This is a genomic window from Streptomyces sp. NPDC002886 (assembly GCF_042888445.1).
GTDB lineage: Bacteria > Actinomycetota > Actinomycetes > Streptomycetales > Streptomycetaceae > Streptomyces.
In genome coordinates, this window is record NZ_JBIAPV010000002.1 from 980,151 (window position 1) to 1,002,416 (window position 22,266).

The following is a 22,266-nucleotide window of genomic DNA, read 5'->3' on the forward strand; positions in this document are numbered from 1 at the left end:
GCCCGGGCGAGGGTCCAGGTGCGGGCCCTGCGGGCCCTGCCGCTACCGCGCAGGCTGCCAAGGCGGCGCGGGCAGCGCCGGATTGGCCGGCGAGTACTCCGGGGCGCTCCACAGCAGCCGCCCCGGGTGCACGCTCTCCACCACCGACTCGATCCGGAAGCGGACCCGGCGCTCCCCGCCCGCCCCGAACTCGGGCTCCGCCCGCCCGCTGAGCTGGAGCAGCGCCCCGCTCTCCCAGTCGGGGAACAGCAGTCCGGCCCGCGGGTCGGCCAGCAGGTTCCCCAGGGTCAGGAACATGGCGTTGCCGGCGTAGTCCGGCCAGGCCAGTTCGGTCGGGGACAGCACCTCGACGAAGCCGGGCATCCCGCCCCGGTGGCTCGCGTCGGCCCCGTCCGCCCCCGCGGAGGTGGCGACGAAGAAGGTGTCGGCGGCGCGGACGGCCCGTTCCTGGTCGGGGGTGAGCGCGTCCCCGCGCCGCACGACACCGGCTCCTTCGGCGGCGAGCTGGAAAGGCTGCCGCTTCTGGAGGTACTTGGGGCAGTTGGCGAAGACCCGTTCGGCCGCCAGCGCGAACCCGCCGGGGGTCACCTCCAGGGTTCCGCCCAGCCGCATCCGGCGCCGGGTGCGCGGGTCGAGGGAGATGGTCCCGACCCGGGTGCCGGCGGTGGCCAGCGCCTCCGCGAGCGGATCGCCCTCGGGGACCCCGCCGGTGACCGCGATCCGGTCCGGCCCGGTGGCCCGTACGAAGCCGGGGGCGCCGGTCAGCAGTGAGGCCCAGAACAGCCCCCCGGCGTCGGCCGCGCCGACGACCAGGTGCGGCTGCTGCGCCAGGAAGGCCGCGGCCACGTCCTTGATGTGCGGGGTGACGGACTGCCCGACGTGCACGGCGTGCTCGCGGACACCGACCCGCTCCTGGATGGCCAGCGAGCCCCAGTGATACCCGGACATTAGAAGAACCCGCAGGTCGGGGCCCCTGTGGTGGGAGCCTCGGCGCCTTCGGCGCCGCTCGGCACGGAGATCTCCAGACGGATTCCGTCGGGGTCGTGGAAGAAGATCCCGCCCGAGGACGCCCCTTCCCCGTGGGGGACGACCCCTTCGTAGGCGAAGTCGACACCCAGACCGCGCAGCCGCTCCTCGTACCCCCTGACCTCCTCGATGGCGTCCGCGGAGAGCGCGAGGTGGTGCAGTCCGGCCGCGCCGGGCGCGTAGGCCCCCTCGGCCTGCTGCCACAGCGTCAGCACGAGTTCGCCGTCCCGGCCGAGGAAGGCGAAGCGCCGGTCCTCCTCCTTGCCCTCGCCGAGCAGCTCGAAGCCGAGGCCGTCCCGGTAGAAGACGAGCGACCGGGTGAGGTCCGTGACGTTGAGGCCCACGTGGCCGGTGCGCAGCTTGCTGATGACGGTCGTCACAACGGTTCCTTCCCCAGAACTACAAATTTCTAACCTTCTAAATCGAGATTAAGGGTTAGAACCCAGGGAGTCAACCGCTCACGTACTCTTGAAGGGTTAGAGCCACGAGGAGGCGGACATGACGGCGGCGGACACGACGACGGCGGACCCACGACCCCTGACCGGGGAACCGGTCGCCCTGGACCTGATCAACACCCGGTGGGTCCAGGAGGGCGAACCGCTCGACCTCTTCGCCGGGGCCTTCGGGCTCAGCCGCGTCGAAGGGCTCGCGCTCTGGCTGGAGAGCGCCGGGCTGGCCGGCCGCTTCCGCGCCGACGCCTCGACCCTGGTCCACCTGCTCACCGCCCGCGAGGCACTGGCCCGCGCGGTCGCGGACCCGGCCGACGAGAGCGCCCGCGCCCTGGTCGACGCCGTCCTGGAGCACGGCCGGATCCGGGCGACCCTGACCGCCGAAGGGCCGGGCGAGCGGACCGAGTTCGACGACCCGACCTGGGGTCCGGCCTGGACGGCCGCCCGCGACTACCTGGAGCTGCTGGGCTCCGACCCCGCCCGGATCCGCAAGTGCGCCTCCGAGACCTGCGTCCTGCGCTTCCACGACACCTCGCGCAACGGCACCCGGCGCTGGTGCTCGATGTCGGCCTGCGGAAACCGGGCGAAGGCCTCGCGCCACTACGCCCGCACGCGCGAGCACTGAGCGCCCGGCGCCGTCGCGCCGGACCGTGCCCTGACACCTCGCGCACGTGCGCGTGCGTCGGAGGGGCAGAAGTTGTCACACCCGATCTGAGACGGAGACACGCCGCCCCCCTGGCGCACGGTCGGGAAGTCTACAAATCCATCTCCGAGCCCGAAGGTTCGTACCCGTTCACCCCGGTACGGGCCCACTGGCGTATGCCCCGAGCTGGCGGGAGTCCGCCATGGCAGGTATCGGTCCGTGACAACTCTCCCCAAAGAGCTGTCACTTACGCGAGGCTGACCGGTCATCCGGCACCGAAATCCGGACCGTACCTTTCACTTAGCCAGGGATGCTGATGACCCTCGACTCCCCCAGCTCCATACCCGGGGCCCGACGCGCCGCGCGCGTCGCGGCCGCGGCCGGCCTGGTCGCCGCTCTCGCGGCCACCGGTGCCATGCCCGTCTTCGCGGCGACCGGCACGAATACCCCCGCGCCCAACCCCGCGGTGAAGTCGGCCGACGAGAAGCTCGGATCGGCCGACGCCGAACTGCTTCAGGAAGCCAAGACCAAGGGCGAGAAGACCGTCACGGTCATGGTCGCGACGGCCCCCGGCGAGACCCAGCAGGTGGCCAAGCAGCTCGACGACGTCCAGGGCGCCTCCGTGGGCCAGACGTACGACAAGCTCGGCTACGTGCGGGCCACCCTGCCGACCGACAAGGCGGAGGCCGCGCTGAAGGCGGCCGCCAAGCTGTCCACCGTGCACGGCATCGACCTGCGGCACGAGATCCAGCTGCCGGACCCCCGTCCGGACGCGGACCGCGAGACGGGGACGGTGAAGCGGACCGCCGCCGAGACCTACCCCGGCCCGGACAAGAACACCCCGGCGAAGAACCCGTACAACCCGTCCTTCGAGACGGGTGCGCTGGACTTCCTCAAGAAGAACCCCAAGGCCGACGGCCGCGGCGTGACCATCGGTGTCCTGGACTCGGGTGTCGACCTCGGTCACCCCGCGCTCCAGAAGACCACCACCGGCGAGCGCAAGATCGTCGACTGGGTCACCGCGACCGACCCGCTCGCCGACGGCGACGCCACCTGGCGCGCGCAGATCACCCCCGTCGCCGGTGGCACCTTCACCGCGGGCGGCGGGAGCTGGAAGGCTCCGGAGGGCTCGTTCCAGTGGAGCCGCTTCACCGAGTCGATCACCGCCAACGGTGACATGAAGGGCGACGTCAACCGGGACGGGGACACCACCGACCGGTTCGGCCTGCTCTACGACCCGGTCGCCGGGACCGTCCGCGTCGACACCGACCAGGACAACGACTTCACGAACAACGAGCCGATGAAGCCGTACAAGGACGGCTACCAGATCGGCTACTTCGGCACGGACAACCCGGCGACCGAGGTCGCCGAGCGCATCCCGTTCGTGATCGAGATCCGCAAGGACGTCCCCATGGACCCGCTGGGCGGTGACTGGGTCGGCAAGAAGGCCGACTTCGTCAACGTCGGCATCATCGAGTCCGAGCACGGTACGCACGTCGCGGGCATCACCGCCGCCAACGGCCTGTTCGGCGGCAAGATGAACGGCGAGGCGCCCGGCGCCAAGGTCGTCTCCTCGCGCGCCTGCTCCTGGTCCGGCGGCTGCACCAACATCGCGCTGACCGAGGGCATGATCGACCTCGTCGTCAACCGCGGCGTGGACATCGTCAACATGTCGATCGGTGGCCTGCCGGCCCTGAACGACGGCAACAACGCGCGCTCCGAGCTCTACAAGAACCTCATCGACACCTACGGTGTCCAGCTCGTCATCTCGGCGGGCAACGAGGGCCCCGGCATCAACACCATCGGCGACCCCGGTCTCGCGGACAAGGTCATCTCCGTGGGTGCGGCGGTCTCCAAGGAGACCTGGGCGGCCAACTACGGCTCCGGCGTGACCAAGAAGTACAACATGTTCCCCTTCTCCTCCCGCGGTCCGCGTGAGGACGGCGGCTTCACGCCGACGATCACCGCCCCCGGCGCGTCGATCAACACCATCCAGACCTGGCTGCCCGGTGCACCGGTGAAGGAGGCCGGCTACAACCTGCCGGCCGGTTACGGCATGCTCCAGGGCACCTCGATGTCCTCGCCGCAGGCGGCGGGCGCCAGCGCCCTGCTGATCTCGGCCGCCAAGCAGCAGAAGATCGCCCTCACCCCGGCGGCCCTGCGCATCGCGCTCACCAGCAGCGCGAAGAAGATCGATGACGTTCCGGCGCACGCCCAGGGCGCGGGCCTGATCAACATCCCCGGCGCGTGGGAGTCCATCCAGCGCGGCGCGAAGGCCAACGAGTTCACCGTCAAGGCTCCGGTCGACACCGCGATCGACCAGTTCCTGAAGACCCCGGGCTTCGGCACCGGCGTCTACGACCGCGAGGGCGGCCTGAAGCTCGGCCAGAAGAAGGTCTACGACGTCGTCGTCACCCGCACCACGGGCGTCAAGTACGGCACCCCGCACCAGCTCAGCTGGCGCAACAACGACGGGACCTTCAAGGTCATCGGCGGCTACGACTACGTCACGCTGCCGCTGAACAAGCCCGTCACCATCAAGGTCGAGGCCAAGGCCAAGACGGCCGGCGTCCACAGCGGCATCCTGCAGCTCGACGACCCCTCCACCGAGGGCGTCGACAAGCAGATCCTCTCCACGGTCGTCGTCTCGACCCCGCTGGCGAAGCCCGCGTACAGCTACTCGGACACCTCGTCCGTGCAGCGCAACAGCCACAAGTCGTACTTCGTGACCGTCCCGGCGGGCGCGAAGACCCTCGAGGTCGCCCTCGGCGGACTCGCGGCGAACAGCCAGACGCGCTTCATCTCGATCCACCCGTACGGCGTGGGCGTCGAGGACAGCGCGACGACCCAGTGCTACCCGAACTACGACAACCCGGCCAACCTGTGCCGCCCCGACCTGCGTTCGTACCCGAACCCGCAGCCGGGCGTCTGGGAGATCGAGGTCGAGTCGCGCCGCACGTCGCCGCTGCTCGACAACCCGTTCAAGCTGGACGTCTCCGTGCTCGGCGCGGCCTTCGACCCCGCGGTCCAGGTCCTGCCCGAGGTCAAGCAGGGCACCCCGGCGCCGGTCCAGTGGACCGTCAAGAACGACGGGGCCGCCATCACCGGCGGCAAGCTCCAGGGTGGCGCGCTCGGCTCCGCGAAGGTCGCCAAGCCGACCATCGCCGCCGGTGAGACCCACACCACCGAGGTCACGATCGGCGAGGGCGTCTCCCGCCTCGACATCGCGATCGGCAACGTCTCCGACGCCGCCGCCGACCTCGACCTGGACGTGTACAAGGACGGCGTCAAGGTCGGCACCTCCGCCGACGGCGACTCCGAGGAGGCCGTGAGCCTCCTCAACCCGGCCGCGGGCACCTACACCATCGAGGTGTTCGGCTACGCGATCCCGTCCGGCTCCACCACGTACGACTACCGCGACGTCTACTACTCGGCCGCCCTGGGCACCGTCCAGGTCGACGAGGCCGCCGCGGTCAACCTCGCCAACGGCGCCTCGGCGACCGTCTCCGCGAACGTGCTGGTCAACAGCGCGGCTCCGGAAGGCCGCCAGTTCTTCGGCGAGGTCAAGCTGCTCAACGCCCGCGGCACCGCCGCCGGCACCGGCAGCGTGCAGATCGAGAAGGTCCTCCCGTAACGGAGACCTGCTGAACGCATGACGGAGGGGCCGGCGCCCGAGGGCGCCGGCCCCTTCGCGTTGCCCGGTCCCGCCCCTGCGAACCGGGGCGACCCGATCCTCGCGCCGGGTGGGCCCGATGGCAGGATGCCGGTATGCCGAACATAGAAAGAGGGGCCAACACCCCTTTGACCCGGGGCCCGTTCCGCATCACCGTGGCGCGCACCGCCCGCCCCGGGACCCCGGCGGTGGCCGCCGCGGCGATCCTGCTGGACGCCGTCGGCCGGGTACGGGACGACGCCGACGTGGTCCTGGCCGCCGGGCCCGGACACCCGTCCGGCGCGGTGCGGCACCTCGGCGGGGCGCGGGAGGGCGGGCTGCTCGTCCAGCGGCTCGAGGTGGACCCGGACGGCGTGGAACCCTCCGTGCAGCGGATCCTGATCGCCGCCCTCACGGCCGCCGGCACGTTCGGCGCGGTCGACGGGCTGTACGTGGAGGTCACGGCCGGCGACGGTACGCCGATGGCCCGGTACGAGGTGACGGGCGCGGAGATGGACACCGCGCTGGTGCTCGGCGAGTGCTACCGCCGCGACGGCGCCTGGCGGTTCCGCGCGGTGGGCCAGGGCTACACCGGCGGACCGGACGCCCTCGCCGCCGACCACGGCATACGGCCGCGGGCGCTCCCGGCCGCCCCGGTGGCCGGCCCCCCGATGACCGAGGTCGACAAGGAGGACGAAGTGCCCGCGCCGGTCGCCGCGCGGACACCGGCCCCGGCGGCCGCCGGGCCGCTCCCCGCCCCCCGGCGGGACCCGGGGCGCGGCGGGGGCCGGCCCTGGGCCGACGTGGTGCACGAGGGGGACGGCGACGGGGAGGTCACCGTGGTGAACCCGGAGCCCGGACAGCCGGCGATCCTCGAGTACGAGGCGCTCGGCCCGACGGACCGCGACACCTGGTTCACCGCGAACCGGATCGACGGACGGGAGGAGCCGCTCCTGGTGTTCCACCGGGGCCGCCACGGCCTGCGCGGGCAGCTGCTGGCGTTCGGCATGGGCGGCAGCGAGTTCCGGCTGGGCATCGATGCGAACTGCGGCTGGCGCCTGCGGCTGCGCCCGGCCGGGACGGCGCGGGCCCTCGCGACGGGCGCCTCGGGGCGGGGCACCACGGTCCTGCGGTACGACGGCCCGCCCGCCCTGCTCAGGGTCGAGCGCGGGCGCGACAAGAACGCCTCGCTGGAGGTGTTCACACTCCAGGAGGACGGCGGCTGCCACATCGTCGCGAACGCGGACTCCCACCACCCCGTGACCGGCCCGCTCGCCGTGGGCCCCGGGGGCTGGTGCCACGTCCTGGTGGAGACCTCCGACACCGTCGCCTGGAAGCTGGAGACGATGCCCCTGCACACCGCCCCGGTGCTGGAGCGGAAGCTGTCCGGCCGTGGGGCTCAGGTGGTCCTGGTCCGGGGGAAGGGGGCGACGGCGGACGTCCGGCACGACAGGTTCATCACCCCGCTGTTCTCCCTCGGACCGTACCTGCTCCCCGGGGAGCGGCTGTGTACGGAACAGGGCGTCCACGATCTGCCGCCCGGCCTGGTCACCGTCCGCGCCACGGGCAAATGGAGCCTGCGGGTCCGCGACTGACCGGCCCGCGGACCGGTTCCGTGCCGCAGATCGTCCGCAGTACGGACAATGGATTGGACAAGGCTCGTGGGGTCGAACGCATGATGGCTTCACGCGCGCCCGCGTCGTACGTACCAGAGGAGTCACCGTGAGGGTCGGAATCGTCGGAGCCACCGGACAGGTCGGCGGAGTCATGCGCGGCATCCTCGCCGAGCGCAAGTTCCCGGTGGATGAGCTGCGCCTGTTCGCGTCGGCCCGTTCGGCCGGCTCCACCCTCGAGTGGGAGGGCCGCGAGATCACCATCGAGGACGCCTCCACGGCCGACTACTCCGGCCTGGACATCGTGCTCTTCTCCGCGGGCGGCGCCACCTCCAGGGCCCTCGCCGAGAAGGTCGCCTCCCAGGGCGCCGTCGTGATCGACAACTCCTCCGCCTGGCGCGGCGACCCCGAGGTCCCCCTCGTCGTCTCCGAGGTCAACCCGCACGCGATCAAGAACCGCCCCAAGGGCATCATCGCGAACCCGAACTGCACCACGATGGCCGCGATGCCCGTGCTGCGCCCGCTGCACGACGAGGCCGGTCTGACCGCGCTGGTCGCCACCACCTACCAGGCCGTGTCCGGCTCGGGCCTGGCGGGCGTCGCCGAGCTCAAGGGCCAGGCCTGCGCGGTGTCCGAGGCCGCCGACCAGCTGACCTTCGACGGCGACGCGGTGGAGTTCCCCGAGCCCGCCGTCTACAAGCGTCCGATCGCCTACAACGTGATCCCGCTCGCGGGCTCGATCGTCGACGACGGCTCCTTCGAGACCGACGAGGAGCAGAAGCTCCGCAACGAGTCCCGCAAGATCCTGGAGATCCCGGAGCTCAAGGTGTCGGGCACCTGCGTGCGCGTGCCGGTCTTCGCCGGTCACTCCCTCCAGGTCAACGTCCGCTTCGACCGCCCGCTGAGCGTCGAGCGCGCCTACGAGCTGCTGGGGGACGCCCCGGGCGTCGAGCTCTCGGAGATCCCGACCCCGCTCCAGGCCGCCGGCCAGGACGTCTCGTACGTGGGCCGCATCCGCGTCGACGAGACCACTGAGAACGGCCTCGCGCTGTTCCTCTCCAACGACAACCTCCGCAAGGGCGCCGCGCTGAACGCGGTCCAGATCGCGGAGCTGGTCGCGGAGGAGCTGCGCGGCTGATCACGCATCTGATCCCCGCTCGCACCGGCGAAGGGCGGCACCGTGACGGTGCCGCCCTTCGGCGTGCGCGCCCCTGCTTTAGGCCCGGCGGACCTCGAAGAGGTAGCAGCCGAACTCGGCCGCGCGGACGTGGACGAGCGCGGTCCGCGGATCGTCGAAGGCATCCGTCAGCGCCTGCCCGACCACCGCGTCCGGGTCCTCGGCGAGGTCGAGCACCCGCCCGCCGAGGATGCGGCCCGCGGCGTCGTAGCGGCGGGCCGTGCGCAGGGCGCCGGGGTGCCCGAAGGGCAGTCCTGCCTCGGGGGCCGGTCCGCCGCAGTCCTCGGCGTGGATGAACACCGGGCCCTGCTCGTCGTAGGCCCCGGGGTCGACGCCCGTCGCGGCGGCCCAGCGGCGCAGCGGGGCGTACGCGACGAGGGCGATCCGTTCGCCGGGGGCGCTGCGGCGCAGGCAGCAGCGCAGCGGAGCGCCGCCCTCCGGGTCCGCGTACGGGGCGCAGGGCCGCCCGGCGTCGTCGAGGGTGCGCAGGGCGGAGAGCACGGAAGGGGCGATGGCGAGCACGGTGTGGGGCGTCACGTGGGTGGTCATGGGGTCCAGGGTGCTCCGGCGGACCGGTCGGAGCTGGCGGAAATCGGACGTCGAGTTTCGCCCGTGGATTACTCCGGCGCGGTGGCCCGGCCCGCGTGGAAGGATGGGCCGGAACGTCACCATCGAAGGAGATGACCGCGTGCCAGGCACGAATCTGACCCGTGAAGAGGCTCAGCAGCGCGCAAAGCTGCTCACCGTCGACTCGTACGAGATCGAGCTCGATCTCAGCGGCGCGCAGGAAGGCGGCACGTACCCCTCCGTGACCACCGTGCGCTTCCAGTCCGCCGAGGCCGGCGCCGAGACCTTCATCGACCTGGTCGCCCCGGCCGTGCACGAGGTCGTCCTCAACGGCAAGTCGCTCGACGTGGCCGCCGTCTTCCGGGACTCCCGGATCGCGCTCGCCCACCTCGCCGCCGGGGCCAACGAGCTCCGCGTCGTCGCCGACTGCGCGTACACCAACACCGGTGAGGGTCTGCACCGCTTCGTCGACCCGGTCGACGAGCAGGCCTACCTGTACACCCAGTTCGAGGTCCCGGACGCGCGCCGCGTGTTCGCGAGCTTCGAGCAGCCCGACCTGAAGGCGACGTTCGAGTTCACCGTGACGGCCCCCGCGGGCTGGACGGTCATCTCGAACTCCCCGACGCCTGATGCCCCGGCCGACAACGTCTGGCGCTTCGAGCCCACCCCGCGCATCTCCACGTACATCACGGCCCTGATCGTCGGCCCGTACCACGCGGTGCACAGCTCCTACGAGGGCACGGACGGGCAGTCCGTCCCGCTCGGCATCTACTGCCGTCCCTCGCTCGCCGAGTTCCTCGACGCCGACGCGATCTTCGACGTGACCCGGCAGGGCTTCACCTGGTTCCAGGAGAAGTTCGCGTACGACTACCCCTTCGCGAAGTACGACCAGCTCTTCGTGCCGGAGTTCAACGCGGGCGCGATGGAGAACGCGGGCGCGGTCACCATCCGCGACCAGTACGTCTTCCGCTCGAAGGTGACGGACGCGGCGTACGAGACGCGCGCCGAGACGATTCTGCACGAGCTCGCCCACATGTGGTTCGGCGACCTCGTCACCATGGAGTGGTGGAACGACCTCTGGCTGAACGAGTCGTTCGCCACCTACACCTCCATCGCCTGCCAGGCGTACGCGGAGGACTCGAAGTGGCCGCACGCGTGGACCACCTTCGCCAACTCCATGAAGACCTGGGCGTACCGGCAGGACCAGCTGCCCTCCACGCACCCGATCATGGCCGACATCACCGACCTGGACGACGTCCTGGTCAACTTCGACGGCATCACGTACGCCAAGGGCGCCTCGGTCCTCAAGCAGCTCGTGGCCTACGTCGGCCAGGACGCCTTCTTCAAGGGCGTGCAGGCCTACTTCAAGGCGCACGCCTTCGGCAACACGCGCCTGTCCGACCTGCTGGGCGCCCTGGAGGAGACCTCCGGCCGCGATCTGACCGCCTGGTCGAAGGCGTGGCTGGAGACGGCCGGCATCAACATCCTGCGCCCCGAGATCGAGACGGACGAGAACGGCGCCATCACCGCCTTCGCCGTCCGTCAGGAGGCCCCGGCGCTGCCCGCCGGCGCCAAGGGCGAGCCGGTGCTCCGTCCGCACCGCATCGCGGTCGGCCTGTACGACCTGACCGACGGCAAGCTGGTGCGCGGCGAGCGCATCGAGCTGGACATCGACGGCGACCTGACGGCCGTGCCGGAGCTGATCGGCCGGACCCGTCCGGCCGTGGTCCTGCTGAACGACGACGACCTGTCGTACGCCAAGGTCCGCCTCGACGAGGTGTCCCTCGCCAACGTCACCGCGCACCTGGGCGACTTCACCGAGTCGCTGCCGCGCGCGCTGTGCTGGGCCTCGGCCTGGGACATGACCCGCGACGGCGAACTGGCCACCCGCGACTACCTCGCCCTCGTCCTGTCGGGCATCGGCAAGGAGTCGGACATCGGCGTCGTCCAGTCGCTGCACCGCCAGGTCAAACTGGCCGTGGAGCTGTACGCCGACCCGGCCTGGCGCGACCAGGGCCTGGCCGTCTGGACGGAGGCCACGCTGGAGCACCTGCGCGCGGCCGAGCCGGGCAGCGACCACCAGCTGGCATGGGCCCGCGCCTTCGCGGCGACGGCCCGCACCGAGGAGCAGCTGGCCTTCCTGGCGGCGCTGCTGGACGGCTCGGCCGAGCTCAAGGGCCTGGCCGTGGACACCGAGCTGCGCTGGGCGTTCCTGGAGCGGCTCGTCGCCACGGGCGTCGCCGACGAGCCGGCCATCGCGGCCGAGCTGGAGCGGGACAAGACCGCGGCGGGCGAGCGGCACGCGGCGACCGCCCGGGCGGCGCGTCCGACGGCGGAGGCCAAGGCCGAGGCCTGGGCGTCGGTCGTCGAGGGCGACTCGCTCCCGAACGCGGTGCAGGAGGCGGTGATCGGCGGCTTCGTCCAGACCGACCAGCGCGAGCTCCTCGCCCCGTACACGGAGAAGTACTTCGCGGCGGTCAAGGAGATCTGGGGGACCCGCAGCCACGAGATCGCCCAGCAGATCGCGGTGGGGCTCTACCCGTCCCTCCAGGTCTCCCCGGAGACCCTCGCGGCGACGGACGCCTGGCTGGCCTCGGCCGAGCCGAACGCGGCCCTGCGCCGCCTGGTCTCGGAGTCCCGCGCGGGCGTCGAGCGAGCGCTGACCGCCCAGGCGGCCGACGCGGCTGCCGCAGCCCAGAGCTGACCGGACCCCCGGACGCCGGGCGGGCCGGACACTCCGGCCCGCCCGGCCCCGGGCCCTGCGGGGCTGTCCCCTACCCGCCCTTCCACCGTTCCCCGGGCTCCGCCCGGACCCGTACGTGCGCTCCGCGCCCGTGCCCTCAAACGCCGGGCGGGCTGGATACCCCCAGGGGCGGCTACGGACGGGCGGCGGCGACGGACCGTAGGGCCTCCAGGACGTGCGCCACCGCAGGGGCCGATTCCGAGCCCCGCCGCAGGGCGGCGATGACGTGCCGGGTGGGGCGGTCGTGGGGCAGGTCCCGGACGGCGACGCCCGCCGCGCGGCTCGCCACCATGCGGGGCACCAGCGCCACCCCCATCCCCGCCTCGACCATGGCGAGGATCGCCGTCCAGCCGGACGCCGAGTGCGCCTGCTCGGGGACGAACCCCGCCGCCTCGCACGCGTTGCGGGTGATCTCCGACCAGGGCCCGGAGCCGCCGTAGATCCACGGGTCCCCGGACAGGTCCGCGAGCCGCAGCTCCCCGGCTCCGGCCAGCGGATGGTCCGGGGGCAGGGCCACGTCGAGGGGGTCCTCCAGCAGGGTCCTGCGGGTGAAGCGCGGATCCCGGGCGGTCGGGGCGTGCGCGGCCAGGGAGAGCGCGAGGTCGACGACCCCGGCGGACAGCAGCTCGTAGGACTCGGCCGCCTCGGTCTCCCGTACGCGGACCTCCACCCCGGGGTGCGAGTGCCTCAGCGCGGCGACCGCCGGTACCACGAGGACCGGTACGGCGGTGGAGAAGGCCCCGATCCGCACCTCGCCCGCCTCCCCCGCGAGGTATCCGGTGAGTTCCGCGTCGGCCCGTTCCAGCTGCGCGAACACGGCCTCCGCGTGCCGCAGTACGAGGTGCGCGGCGTCGGTGAGCCGCACGCGGCGGCCCTGGGCCTCCAGCAGCGGGACCCCCAGCATCTTGGCCAGGTTGGTCAGCTGCTGCGAAACGGCCGAGGGCGTCATGTGCAGCGCCTCGGCCGTCGCGGTCACGGTCCCCTGTTCCGCGAGGGTCCGCAGGATCCGCAGCTTCTTGATGTCCCACTCGATCATGGGACCGAACCTACCGCCGGGCACCCAGACCCACGCCGCCCAGGATCAGCGCCATGCACAGCAGCTGCGTCGGGCCGGTCGTCTCGCCGAGGAGCAGCAGGCCGAGGCCCGCGACGCAGACCGGCTGGAGGTAGTAGACGACTCCGGCGCGGGCGGCGCCGATCATCGAGACGGCCTTGTTCCAGGCGAAGAAGGCGACGGCGGAGGAGAAGACGCCGACGTACAGGAGCATGCCGGCGGTGGAGGGGGTGACCTGGAAGCCGCCCTGGACCTTGACGGACACCGCGTAGGCCGGGGCGAGCATCAGCGCGCCGAGGACGAAGGTGGTGAGCAGGAAGGCGAGGCCGCCCAGTTCGGCGGGCTTGCGCTTGAGGAGCGCGCTGTACGTGGCGAAGGACAGGGCGGCGCCGAACATCCACAGGTCGCCGGCGGCGAAGTCGAAGCGGATCGATCCCTTGCCGACCAGCAGGAGCACGCCGAGGGCCGCGAGGGCCAGTCCGAAGGTGCGCCGGGCTCCGAGCTTCTCGCCGCCGAGCCGGGCGTACAGGGCCATGATGACCGGCGAGGCGGCCATGATCATGCCCATGTTGGAGGCCGAGGTGGTCAGGCCGGCCTGGTGGACGAGCGTGTTGTAGAGGGTGACGCCGAAGAGGGTGGCCAGGGCGATGAAGCCGAAGTGCTTGCGGATCAGGGCCCGCTGCTGCCAGGCCTGCCGGGCGGCGAAGGGGGCGACGGCGACGGTGGCGATCACCCAGCGCCAGAAGACGGCCTGGACGGGCGGGATGCTGTCGGCCATGCCGCGGGTGGCGACGAAGCTGCCGGACCAGACGACCGTCGCGAGCAGGGCGAGGAGTACGCCGAGACCGGCGGCACCCTTCTTCGCCTTGCCGGATGCTGCTTCCTGCGGGACGGTGCGGACTCGGTCCATGACGGCCACGGTGTGTCTCCCCCTCGGGGTTCGGAGTGTCGGTTCGTTGGTCTACCGTCGCATCGGGGAACCCGTCAGGTCCATCGAAACATTTCGATTGGTTTCTTCAGCAGAACTGAAAGGTACGGTCTGGGGCCGCGGCGCACCCGCCGAGCCCGCCGCGAGCTGCCCCGCCACGGTGGCGCCGAAGGCGATCACCATGCCCAGCACCTGCACCGGCGACAGCGCCTGCCCCAGGGCCGCCCAGCCGATGACGGCGGCGGTGAGCGGCGAGAGCGGACCCAGCAGGGTGGCCGAGGTGGCGCTGAGCTGTCCGATGCCGCGGAACCAGAGCCAGTAGGCGATGCCGGTGTTGATCAGCATCATGTATCCGTAGCCGAGGAAGGCCCTGCCGTCGAGCGCCGGCGGCGCCCCTTCCGCCAGCACGGCGACGGGGATGATCATCAGTCCGCCCGCGGTGAGCTGCCAGCCGGTCATGGCCAGCGGACCGACGCCCGCCGGGCGCCCCCACCGCTTGGTCATGACGATGCCGGCGCCCATCGAGGCGGAGGAGACCACCCCGGCCACCAGCCCGACCGGGTCGAGCTGCGCCTGTGCGGTCAGCACCACCAGGCCCACCCCGAAGGCCGCCACGACGGCGGCGAGCACGGTCCGCAGCCTGGCCCGCTCACCCAGGAGGAGGGCGGCGAGCCCCACGACGAACAGGGGTCCCGCGGAGCCGAGTACGGCCGCGACCCCGCCGGGCAGGCGGTAAGCGGCGAGGAACAGGAGCGGGAAGAAGGCGCCGATGTTGAGCCCGCCCAGGACGGCGGCCTTCCACCACCACTGGCCGGCGGGCAGCTTCCGCGCGAGGGCGGTGAGCAGCAGCCCGGCGGGCAGGGCCCGCATCACCCCGGTGAACAGGGGCCGGTCGGGCGGCAGCAGCTCGGAGGCCACGAAGTAGGTGGAGCCCCAGGAGATGGGGGCGAGGGCTGTCAGGGCGATGGCGGTGACGCGCTTCACGGCGGTGCTCCTCCGGCAGGGACGAGTGGCTCGAGCGAGTAGCTCACTTGGAAGTAGCTTACCGCTAAGCTACTTTCCTGCAAGCAACTTTCTTGCCAACGAATCAGCGGAAGCCGGATACTGCGCCTATGACCGACAAGGACCCCGTCGACGCGATCGCGGACCAGTGGTTCGCGGTGCGACCCGAACTGGACACCGCGCCCATGGCCGTCTTCGGCCGGATCTACCGGATCTCCAGAACCATGGGCGACGCGATGGACAAGACCTACGCGCGCTACGGAATCTCGCGCGGGGAGTTCGACGTCGTGGCCACGCTGCGCCGCAGCGGAACCCCGTACACCCTCTCGCCCCGCCAGCTCTCGGCCACGCTGATGCTCACCACGGGCGGGATGACGGGACGGCTGGACAAGCTGGAGAAGGCCGGGCTGCTGCGCCGGAGCCCCGATCCCGACGACCGGCGCGGGCTCCGGGTGACCATCACCGACCGGGGCCTCGCGCTCATCGACGAGGCGGTCGAGGCGGGCCTGGAGGTACAGCACGAGGCGCTCGTCGGGCTGGACGCGGCGGAGACCGCGGCGCTCACCGGCCTGCTGCGCAAGGTGATGGCAGGACTCCCGTAGCCACCGCCCGACCGGTCCGGGACCCGGTGCCGGCCGGCGGCGAAAGCCGCCCCGTGGCCCGCGGAACCGGGCCCGGGTACGACAAGGCGCCGGGGGTCCTCACGGACCCCCGGCGCCTTCGTTCGATCTTGGGTCAGCTCTCGTTCTGCGTCTTGCGCGACTTGTCGCCGACCATCACCAGACCGGCGATGACCAGGAACAGCACGATCGGCGTGGCCACGTAGAGGCCGAGCGTCTCGGCGACGCTCAGGCCCGGACCCGGGTCGTCACCGTCGTCACGGGTGACCGCGAGGGCGGGAGACGTCATCAGCAGCATCATCAGCGTCGTTCCGGCCGTGACGGCGCCGGCGCGCAGAGCGTTCTTCTTGTCCACGGTGCAAACGTAGCGAACACCTAAACGCCGCGCGCGCCCGGGGGTGCCGTACGGGTTCCCGCCGCCCCCCGCACCGCCCCCAGCAGGGCGTTCGCCCGCGGCGAGGCGGCCAGTGCCTCCAGGCTCAGCGGCCGGCCCTCCGCGTCGGCCACCGGGAGCCGCCAGTTGGGGTACTGGTCCCAGGTGCCGGGCAGGTTCTGCGGTCGCCGGTCGCCCACGGCGTCGGGCAGCCACACCCCCACCAGCCGGGCCGGAGTGCGCAGCAGGAACGCGTACAGGGCCCGTACGGCGGCCTCCTCGCCCTTGGTGTCGAGCCCGAGGTCCTCCAGTACGTCCAGCCAGCGCGCGGTGTCGGCCGCGTCCTCGGCGCGCTCCCGCTCCGCCGGCCGGGTCAGCAGTCCGAGCCGGTCGCGCAGTTCCACGTGGGAGCCGGCCAGCTTGGCGGCGGTGGGCGGCAGGTCGTGGGTGGTCACGGTGGCCAGGCAGTCGGCCCGCCAGCGCTCCGGCTCCAGCGGCTCCCCGTCGCCGCCCCAGTCCCGCTCGAACCACAGCACCGAGGTGCCCAGCACCCCGCGCCGGGCCAGCGCCTGACGGACTCCCGGCTGCACGGTGCCGAGGTCCTCGCCGATGACCAGGGCTCCGGCCCGGTGCGCCTCCAGGACCAGCAGGGCGAGCATCGCCTCCCCGTCGTACGCGACGTACGCGCCTTCGGCGGGCGGGGCCCCTTCCGGGATCCACCAGAGCCGGAACAGTCCCATGACGTGGTCGATCCGCAGGGCGCCCGCGTACCGGAACACCCCCCGCAGCAGGGACCGCAGCGGCGCGTACCCGGTGGCGGCCAGCCGGTCGGGCCGCCACGGGGGCAGCCCCCAGTCCTGGCCGCGGGCGTTGAAGGCGTCCGGCGGGGCGCCGACGGAGACGGCCCGGGCGTAGTGGGGGGCTCCGAAGGGGGCTCCGGTGGCGTCCGAGCCCTCCGGGTGCACCCCGACGGCCAGGTCGTGCACGATGCCGACCGCCATCCCGGCCTCCTTGGCGGCCCGCTGGGCGGCGGCGAGCTGGGCGTCGGTGAGCCAGACCAGCCAGCGGTGGAAGTCGGCCCGGACCTCCGGGTCCTCCCCGGCGTGCCCGGCGCACCAGGCGGCGTGCCGGTCCAGCTCGGCACCCTGCGCGGCACGGAACTCCCCGTAATCCGCGTCCCGTTCGGGGCTGCGCGGGACGGCGTACAGCAGCTCCAGGGCGGTCCGCTTGAGGGCCCAGACGGCGTCCCGGTCGATCAGCGCCCCCTTCTCCAGCACCTCGCGCCGCAACTCCGCGCCCCGGTCGGCCAGTTCCGCGAGGGCGGCCCGGTCCGGGCAGTCGGCGTACTCGGGGACGTCCTCGATCCGCAGGTGCACCGGGTCGGGGAAGCGGCGCGAGGACGGCCGGTACGGGGAGGGGTCGGTCGGGGTGCCGGGCACGGCCGCGTGCAGCGGGTTGACCTGGACGAAGCCGGCCCCGTGGACGCGGCCCGCCCAGCGCGCCAGCTCCGCGAGGTCGCCCAGGTCGCCCATGCCCCAGGAGCGTTCGGAGAGCACCGAGTAGAGCTGGACAAGCAGCCCGTGGGTGCGTTCGGGCGCCGCCGGGGCCCGGTCGGGGGCCACGATCAGGGTGGCCGTGACGGTGCGGCCGTCGGGGGCCTCGGCATGGATCAGGTGCACCCCGAGCGGCGGCTCCCCCGCGTCGGCCGCGCTCCAGGGCACCGCACGGCCGCCCGCCCCCGGCGCCCCGGCCGCCTCGGCTTCCCCCTCCGCCTCCGCCGCGGTCGCGTCCTCCGGCTCCAGCAGGGTCCGGGTCCCCGCGGGCACCGCGCTCAGCTCCACGGGAGGCCGGGAGCCGGCCCACCACACCAGCACGCGCGGCAGCAGCCGGTGCGCCGCGTCGTGCTCGGCGGCGGCCAGGTGCGCGCGTACGGACTCGGGGGTGTCCGTGTTCACCCCCAACTGCCGCAGTACGGCGGCGACGGTGGCCTCCGGGACCCGGAGGGTGACGTCCTCGGCGGGCTGGTAGGTGGTGGCGACTCCGTACAGGGCCGCGAGCCGGGCGAGGTCGTCCATCAGGTTCCTTGTCGTCTAGTCACCCGCGGCGGCCGCCGCGGCATGGGTGGTCGGCTCGCTGGTCAGCGGGGCCTCGCAGACGAGCGGGGGCTCACTGGTCAGCGGCGCGTGCGCGGCGTCGGCCAGCGACGGCTCGCTGGTCAGGGTCCGCAGGGTCCGCTCGTTGGGGTCGGCCTGCGCCGGCAGGTGGGCGAGCGGCGGACGCGGTTTCGGGGCGGATATGGCGGTGGTGTCGTTGGTGGTCTTCACAGCCTTGGTGTTCACCGGCAGGCACTCCTTCGTGCGTGAGGATCGGTCGGGACCCGTGGATGGCTCCCACTGTGTCGGTCCGTGCGCCGTCCGCGCACCACCGACAGCGGAAATTCTCCGGTGCGAGCCGTGAATTCACACAGACGTGCCTGCGTTCGCGCCGCGCACGGGAGGTGTTGCGGAGCTCCGGTCCGATCACCACGCGTCCGGAGCCACCGGCCCTGGCGTGCGGGAACGTCGGGAACACCCTCCGGCGCGCGGCCCGGAGGACATCCCAGCCCTACCCAGTCGGCGGCATCGCATTCCTGGCGGATCCAGGTCAGATCACCCGCCGGCGTTGACACCCCGGCGTACGGATGGTGGGGTCTGGCTCATTCGTACGAGCGGGGGACGACTCGGGACGGGGTGGCTCCGTGCAGACCAGGGGCAGCAAGCGGGCCACGGCCACGGCCGCGGCGGTCGCCGTCATCGGCGCCCTGCTGAGCGGCTCGGCGGTGGTGGGTCCCCCCACCGCCTTCGCCGCGCCGACCGCGCCGGACTCGCCGAGCGCCCCGGACCCGGGATCGGCGCCCGCGGCTCCCGCCGCGCTGCGCGACCCGGCGCCCGTGCCCGCCACCGCCCCCTTGCCCGACCCCCGCTCCGATCCGGCGCGCGCCGCCGCCGAGGGGCCCGCGGTGTATCCCCGCCCGCAGTCGACGGCCGCCGACCCGGCGCGCGCGGTGCCACTGGGCGCCGAGGCCGTACTGGTCCTGCCCGCGGGTGTGGACCCGTACGCCGCCCAGGTGGTGCGCGAGGCCCTGCGCGACGCGGGCGTACGGACCCTGCACGAGCGGGCCGAGGGGCAACCGCTGCCCGCCGCGGGCCCCGTCGTACGGCTCCAGGGGCCGGAGGCGGAGCGTGCCCTGCGGGCCCTGGGCGCGGACGCGGCCGGCGACCTCCCGGCGGGCGGCTACCGGCTGGCGGTGGGCCGCGTCGAAGGGCGGGACACGGTCGCGCTGGCCGGCGCCGGCGAGGACGGACTGTTCCACGCGGCTCAGACGCTGCGTCAACTGCTGGCCCAGGGCGGCGGAAAGGTGCCCGGGGTCCTCGTACGGGACTGGCCGTCCGCGCCGGTGCGCGGGATCACGGAGGGGTTCTACGGGACTCCGTGGACGGCCGCACAGCGGCTCGCGCAGGTGGACTTCATGGGCCGCTCCAAGCTGAACCGGCTGCTGCTGGCGCCCGGCGACGACCCGTACCGGACCACGGAGTGGCGCCGCGACTACCCGGCGGCGCAGGCCGCCGAACTGCGGCAGCTGGCCGAGCGGGCGCGCGCCAACAAGGTGGTGCTCGCCTGGGCGGTGGCGCCCGGGCAGTCGATGTGCCTGGCCTCCTCGGCGGACCGGGCGGCGCTCGCCCGCAAGGTGGACGCCATGTGGGACCTCGGGTTCCGGGCGTTCCAGGTGCAGTTCCAGGACGTCAGCTACACCGAGTGGGGCTGCCGGTCCGACCGCGAGCGGTACGGCAGGGGCCCGGCGGCGGCCGCGAAGGCGCACGCGGAGGTGGCGGGCGAACTGGCCGCGCACCTGGCCCGGCGCTATCCGGGGGCGCCCGCGCTGTCCCTGCTGCCGACGGAGTACTACCAGGAGGGCGCGACGCCCTACCGGACCGCGCTGGCCCAGGCCCTGGACGGGCGGGTCGAGGTGGCCTGGACGGGCGTCGGCGTGGTGCCGCGCACGATCACCGGGCCGGAGATGACCGCGGCGCGCTCCGCGCTCGGGCAGCACCCGCTGGTCACCATGGACAACTACCCGGTCAACGACTGGGACCCGGGCCGGATCTTCCTCGGCCCGTACGCGGGACGCGACCCGGTGGTCGCGGGCGGTTCCGCGGCCGTGCTGGCCAACGCGATGCCCCAGGGCACCCTGTCGCGCATCCCGCTGTTCACGGCGGCGGACTTCACCTGGAACCCGCGCGGCTACCGGGCCTCCGACTCCTGGGCGGCGGCCGTGGCCTCGCTCGCCGGACCCGACCCCAAGGCCCGCGAGGCGCTGGCCGCGCTGGCCGGGAACAACGCCTCCTCCGGCCTCGCCCAGCCCGAGTCCGCCTACCTGGTCCCGCTGATGGACGAGTTCTGGCGGGCCCGGAGCGCCGGCGACCCGGCGGCGGGCGAACGGCTGCGCGCCGCCTTCCGCGTGCTGCGCGAGGCCCCGGACCGGCTGCCCTCGCTCGCGCAGGAGGCGGGGCCCTGGCTGTCGCGGCTCGCCCGCTACGGGGCGGCCGGGGAGCTGGCCCTCGACGTCCTCCAGGCGCAGGGCCGCGGGGACGGGGCGGCGGCCTGGCGGGCCTCGCAGGCCCTCGGCGCCGCCCGCGCGCAGCTGTCCGGGGCGGACGGGGCGGAAACCGCCCGGGTCGACAAGGCGGTGCTGGACCCCTTCCTGGCCCGGGCCGCGGCCGAGGCCGACGCGTGGACCGGCGCGGCCCGCGCGCCGGGCACGGTGACCCGGCAGGCCGACGCGTGGACGGTCGCGCTGTCCACCGCCCGGCCGGTGTCGGTGGTGACCGTGATGACGGACCCGCTGCCGGCGGGCAGCCGGGGCGCCGTGATCGAGGCCCACGTACCGGGCGAGGGCTGGCGCAAGGTCGCCGAGGCGGCGGCGTCGGGCTGGACCCAGGCGGACGTGGGCGGCCTGCGGGCCGACGCGGTCCGGCTCGTCTGGTCGGGCCCTGCCCCGGCCGTGCACAGCGTGGTCCCGTGGACGGCGGACGGCCCGGAGGCCCGCTTCGAGCTGCCGGACACCGTGGACGCGGAGATCGGCGGGAGCGCGCAGCGGATCACGGCGCAGCTGTCCGCGCTGCGTCCCGGCGAGGTCCACGGACCCCTGTCGGCGACGCCGCCGGCGGGGATCTCGGTGCGCCTGCCCCAGACGGCGGCGGCCGCGCGCGGTACGACGGCGACCGTCCCGGTGGAGGTCACGGTGGCCGCGGGCACGGCGCCGGGCACCTACGAGGTCCCGGTCGCCTTCGGCTCCGAGACGCACACCCTGAAGGTCCGCGCCCATCCGCGCACGGCGGGCCCGAACCTGCTGCGGGCGGCCGTGGCCTCGTCCTCGGCGGACGAGACCCCGGCGTTTCCCGCGTCGGGGGCGCTGGACGATTCCGCTTCCACCCGGTGGTCCTCGCCCGCGGAGGACGGGGCCTGGTGGCAGGCGGAGCTGCCGGCCGCGGCGCGGATCGGTCTGCTGCGCCTGCGCTGGCAGGATGCCTACCCGTCCCGGTTCCGGGTGGAGACCTCTTCCGACGGTGTCGCCTGGCACCCGTCGGCGACGGTCGCGTCCCGCGGCGGGGTGGACTCCGTCCACCTGGACCCGGCGGCCGCCCCGGCCCGCTTCGTCCGGGTCACCTGCGAGGCCCGAGCCACCCGCTACGGCTGCAGCCTCCTGGGCGCGGAAGCCTTCGCGATGGCCCCGTAGACGGCCGGGCAGCCCTGCGGCGACAGCCCCGCAGGGCACGCCCGCGGCGGGCCCCCGCTCAGGGGGCTACGACGCGACCGCCGCGGCGGCGAGGGGGACCCCGATGCGATCCAGCGCATCCTCCGCCCCGTACGGCTGGAGGTACGGCATCCAGCACGGATCCCGGTGCCCCGTCCCGATGATCCGCCAGGCCAGCCCCGACGGCGGAGCCGGCTGGTGCCGCAGGCGCCAGCCGAGGTCGACGAGGTGCCGGTCGGCCTTGACGTGGTTGCAGCGACGGCACGCGGCGACGACGTTGTCCCAGGCGTGCTGCCCGCCCCGGCTGCGCGGGATGACGTGGTCGACGCTGGTGGCGACGGCCCCGCAGTACATGCAGCGACCGCCGTCCCGGGCGAACAGCGCGCGGCGGGTGAGTGGAACGGGCCCCCGGTAGGGGACCCGCACGAAGCGCTTGAGCCGAACCACGCTGGGCGCGGGGACGGCCCGTGTCGCGCTGTGCAGAAAGGCGCCGGATTCTTCCAGGGAGACCGCTTTGTTCTCCAGGACGAGGACGAGCGCGCGACGGAGCGGTACGACGCCGAGGGGCTCGTACGACGCGTTGAGGACCAGGACGTGCGGCACGGACTGCCTCCTATAACGCCGG

The 22,266-nt window shown here is 73.4% G+C and carries 17 protein-coding genes; 7 read left to right on the forward strand and 10 right to left on the reverse strand.

What is annotated here, in order from left to right:
* Nucleotides 1–42 precede the first annotated feature (42 nt).
* Together ACFYYB_RS10680 and ACFYYB_RS10685 are read right to left on the reverse strand one after the other, a co-directional pair.
* Nucleotides 43–948 carry a pyridoxamine 5'-phosphate oxidase family protein gene (locus ACFYYB_RS10680; protein WP_389434546.1) on the reverse strand — a complete coding sequence of 302 codons (906 nt, stop codon included), beginning with the start codon at nucleotides 946–948 and terminating at the stop codon, nucleotides 43–45.
* Nucleotides 948–1,406, reverse strand: a complete 459-nt coding sequence (locus ACFYYB_RS10685; RefSeq protein ID WP_389434547.1) for a VOC family protein — start codon at nucleotides 1,404–1,406, stop codon at nucleotides 948–950. Before ACFYYB_RS10685 ends, ACFYYB_RS10680 begins: the two co-directional genes overlap by 1 nt.
* A gap of 118 nt (nucleotides 1,407–1,524) precedes the next feature.
* On the opposite strand from ACFYYB_RS10685, the gene ACFYYB_RS10690 reads away from it, so the two are divergent.
* The 4 genes from ACFYYB_RS10690 to ACFYYB_RS10705 all read left to right on the forward strand — a co-directional run bounded on the left by ACFYYB_RS10690 (nucleotide 1,525) and on the right by ACFYYB_RS10705 (nucleotide 8,521).
* Nucleotides 1,525–2,100, forward strand: a complete 576-nt coding sequence (locus ACFYYB_RS10690; RefSeq protein ID WP_389434549.1) for a CGNR zinc finger domain-containing protein — start codon at nucleotides 1,525–1,527, stop codon at nucleotides 2,098–2,100.
* A gap of 334 nt (nucleotides 2,101–2,434) precedes the next feature.
* Nucleotides 2,435–5,752, forward strand: coding sequence for a S8 family serine peptidase (locus ACFYYB_RS10695; protein ID WP_389434550.1), 3,318 nt, complete (start codon nucleotides 2,435–2,437; stop codon nucleotides 5,750–5,752).
* A gap of 134 nt (nucleotides 5,753–5,886) precedes the next feature.
* A complete protein-coding gene (locus tag ACFYYB_RS10700) occupies nucleotides 5,887–7,365 on the forward strand; it encodes a TerD family protein (protein WP_389434551.1) in 1,479 nt (492 codons plus the stop codon).
* 127 nt (nucleotides 7,366–7,492) lie between these two features.
* Nucleotides 7,493–8,521: an aspartate-semialdehyde dehydrogenase gene (locus ACFYYB_RS10705; RefSeq protein WP_389434552.1), complete on the forward strand. Its 1,029-nt coding sequence runs from the start codon at nucleotides 7,493–7,495 to the stop codon at nucleotides 8,519–8,521.
* A gap of 78 nt (nucleotides 8,522–8,599) precedes the next feature.
* On the opposite strand, the gene ACFYYB_RS10710 is transcribed toward ACFYYB_RS10705, so the two are convergent.
* Nucleotides 8,600–9,109: a DUF1203 domain-containing protein gene (locus ACFYYB_RS10710; protein ID WP_389434553.1), complete on the reverse strand. Its 510-nt coding sequence runs from the start codon at nucleotides 9,107–9,109 to the stop codon at nucleotides 8,600–8,602.
* A 139-nt stretch (nucleotides 9,110–9,248) separates the two neighbouring features.
* Here ACFYYB_RS10710 and pepN point away from each other — a divergent pair, with 139 nt between their 5' ends.
* Nucleotides 9,249–11,831 (forward strand): aminopeptidase N, encoded by a 2,583-nt coding sequence (gene pepN / locus ACFYYB_RS10715; RefSeq protein ID WP_389434554.1) that lies wholly within the window; start codon nucleotides 9,249–9,251, stop codon nucleotides 11,829–11,831.
* A 172-nt stretch (nucleotides 11,832–12,003) separates the two neighbouring features.
* Here the strand turns inward: pepN and ACFYYB_RS10720 are convergent, their stop codons facing one another.
* The 3 genes from ACFYYB_RS10720 to ACFYYB_RS10730 are packed head-to-tail and all read right to left on the reverse strand — an operon-like array spanning nucleotide 12,004 to nucleotide 14,836.
* On the reverse strand, nucleotides 12,004–12,906 hold the full coding sequence (locus tag ACFYYB_RS10720) for a LysR family transcriptional regulator (protein ID WP_389434556.1): 903 nt from the start codon (nucleotides 12,904–12,906) through the stop codon (nucleotides 12,004–12,006).
* Nucleotides 12,907–12,916: 10 nt separating this feature from the next.
* Nucleotides 12,917–13,834, reverse strand: coding sequence for a DMT family transporter (locus tag ACFYYB_RS10725; RefSeq protein WP_389434558.1), 918 nt, complete (start codon nucleotides 13,832–13,834; stop codon nucleotides 12,917–12,919).
* Between the two features lie 51 nt (nucleotides 13,835–13,885).
* Entirely contained in the window at nucleotides 13,886–14,836 is a 951-nt protein-coding gene (locus ACFYYB_RS10730; RefSeq protein WP_389434559.1) for an EamA family transporter, read from the reverse strand.
* Nucleotides 14,837–14,964: 128 nt separating this feature from the next.
* Here ACFYYB_RS10730 and ACFYYB_RS10735 point away from each other — a divergent pair, with 128 nt between their 5' ends.
* Nucleotides 14,965–15,456, forward strand: coding sequence for a MarR family winged helix-turn-helix transcriptional regulator (locus ACFYYB_RS10735; RefSeq protein ID WP_389434560.1), 492 nt, complete (start codon nucleotides 14,965–14,967; stop codon nucleotides 15,454–15,456).
* Nucleotides 15,457–15,589: 133 nt separating this feature from the next.
* Here the strand turns inward: ACFYYB_RS10735 and ACFYYB_RS10740 are convergent, their stop codons facing one another.
* From ACFYYB_RS10740 to ACFYYB_RS10750, 3 genes are read right to left on the reverse strand one after another with little or no spacing between them, the layout of a single operon-like run.
* Nucleotides 15,590–15,829 (reverse strand): hypothetical protein, encoded by a 240-nt coding sequence (locus tag ACFYYB_RS10740; RefSeq protein WP_389434562.1) that lies wholly within the window; start codon nucleotides 15,827–15,829, stop codon nucleotides 15,590–15,592.
* A gap of 20 nt (nucleotides 15,830–15,849) precedes the next feature.
* Nucleotides 15,850–17,922: a 4-alpha-glucanotransferase gene (locus ACFYYB_RS10745; RefSeq protein WP_389434564.1), complete on the reverse strand. Its 2,073-nt coding sequence runs from the start codon at nucleotides 17,920–17,922 to the stop codon at nucleotides 15,850–15,852.
* 15 nt (nucleotides 17,923–17,937) lie between these two features.
* Entirely contained in the window at nucleotides 17,938–18,186 is a 249-nt protein-coding gene (locus ACFYYB_RS10750; protein ID WP_389434565.1) for a hypothetical protein, read from the reverse strand.
* Between the two features lie 398 nt (nucleotides 18,187–18,584).
* Here ACFYYB_RS10750 and ACFYYB_RS10755 point away from each other — a divergent pair, with 398 nt between their 5' ends.
* Nucleotides 18,585–21,623 carry a beta-N-acetylglucosaminidase domain-containing protein gene (locus ACFYYB_RS10755; protein WP_389434567.1) on the forward strand — a complete coding sequence of 1,013 codons (3,039 nt, stop codon included), beginning with the start codon at nucleotides 18,585–18,587 and terminating at the stop codon, nucleotides 21,621–21,623.
* 66 nt (nucleotides 21,624–21,689) lie between these two features.
* Here ACFYYB_RS10755 and ACFYYB_RS10760 read toward each other — a convergent pair whose 3' ends face one another.
* The gene (locus ACFYYB_RS10760) at nucleotides 21,690–22,244 is read right to left on the reverse strand and encodes an HNH endonuclease (RefSeq protein ID WP_389434569.1); all 555 of its coding nucleotides are present in this window, start codon (nucleotides 22,242–22,244) and stop codon (nucleotides 21,690–21,692) included.
* Nucleotides 22,245–22,266: the final 22 nt, after the last annotated feature.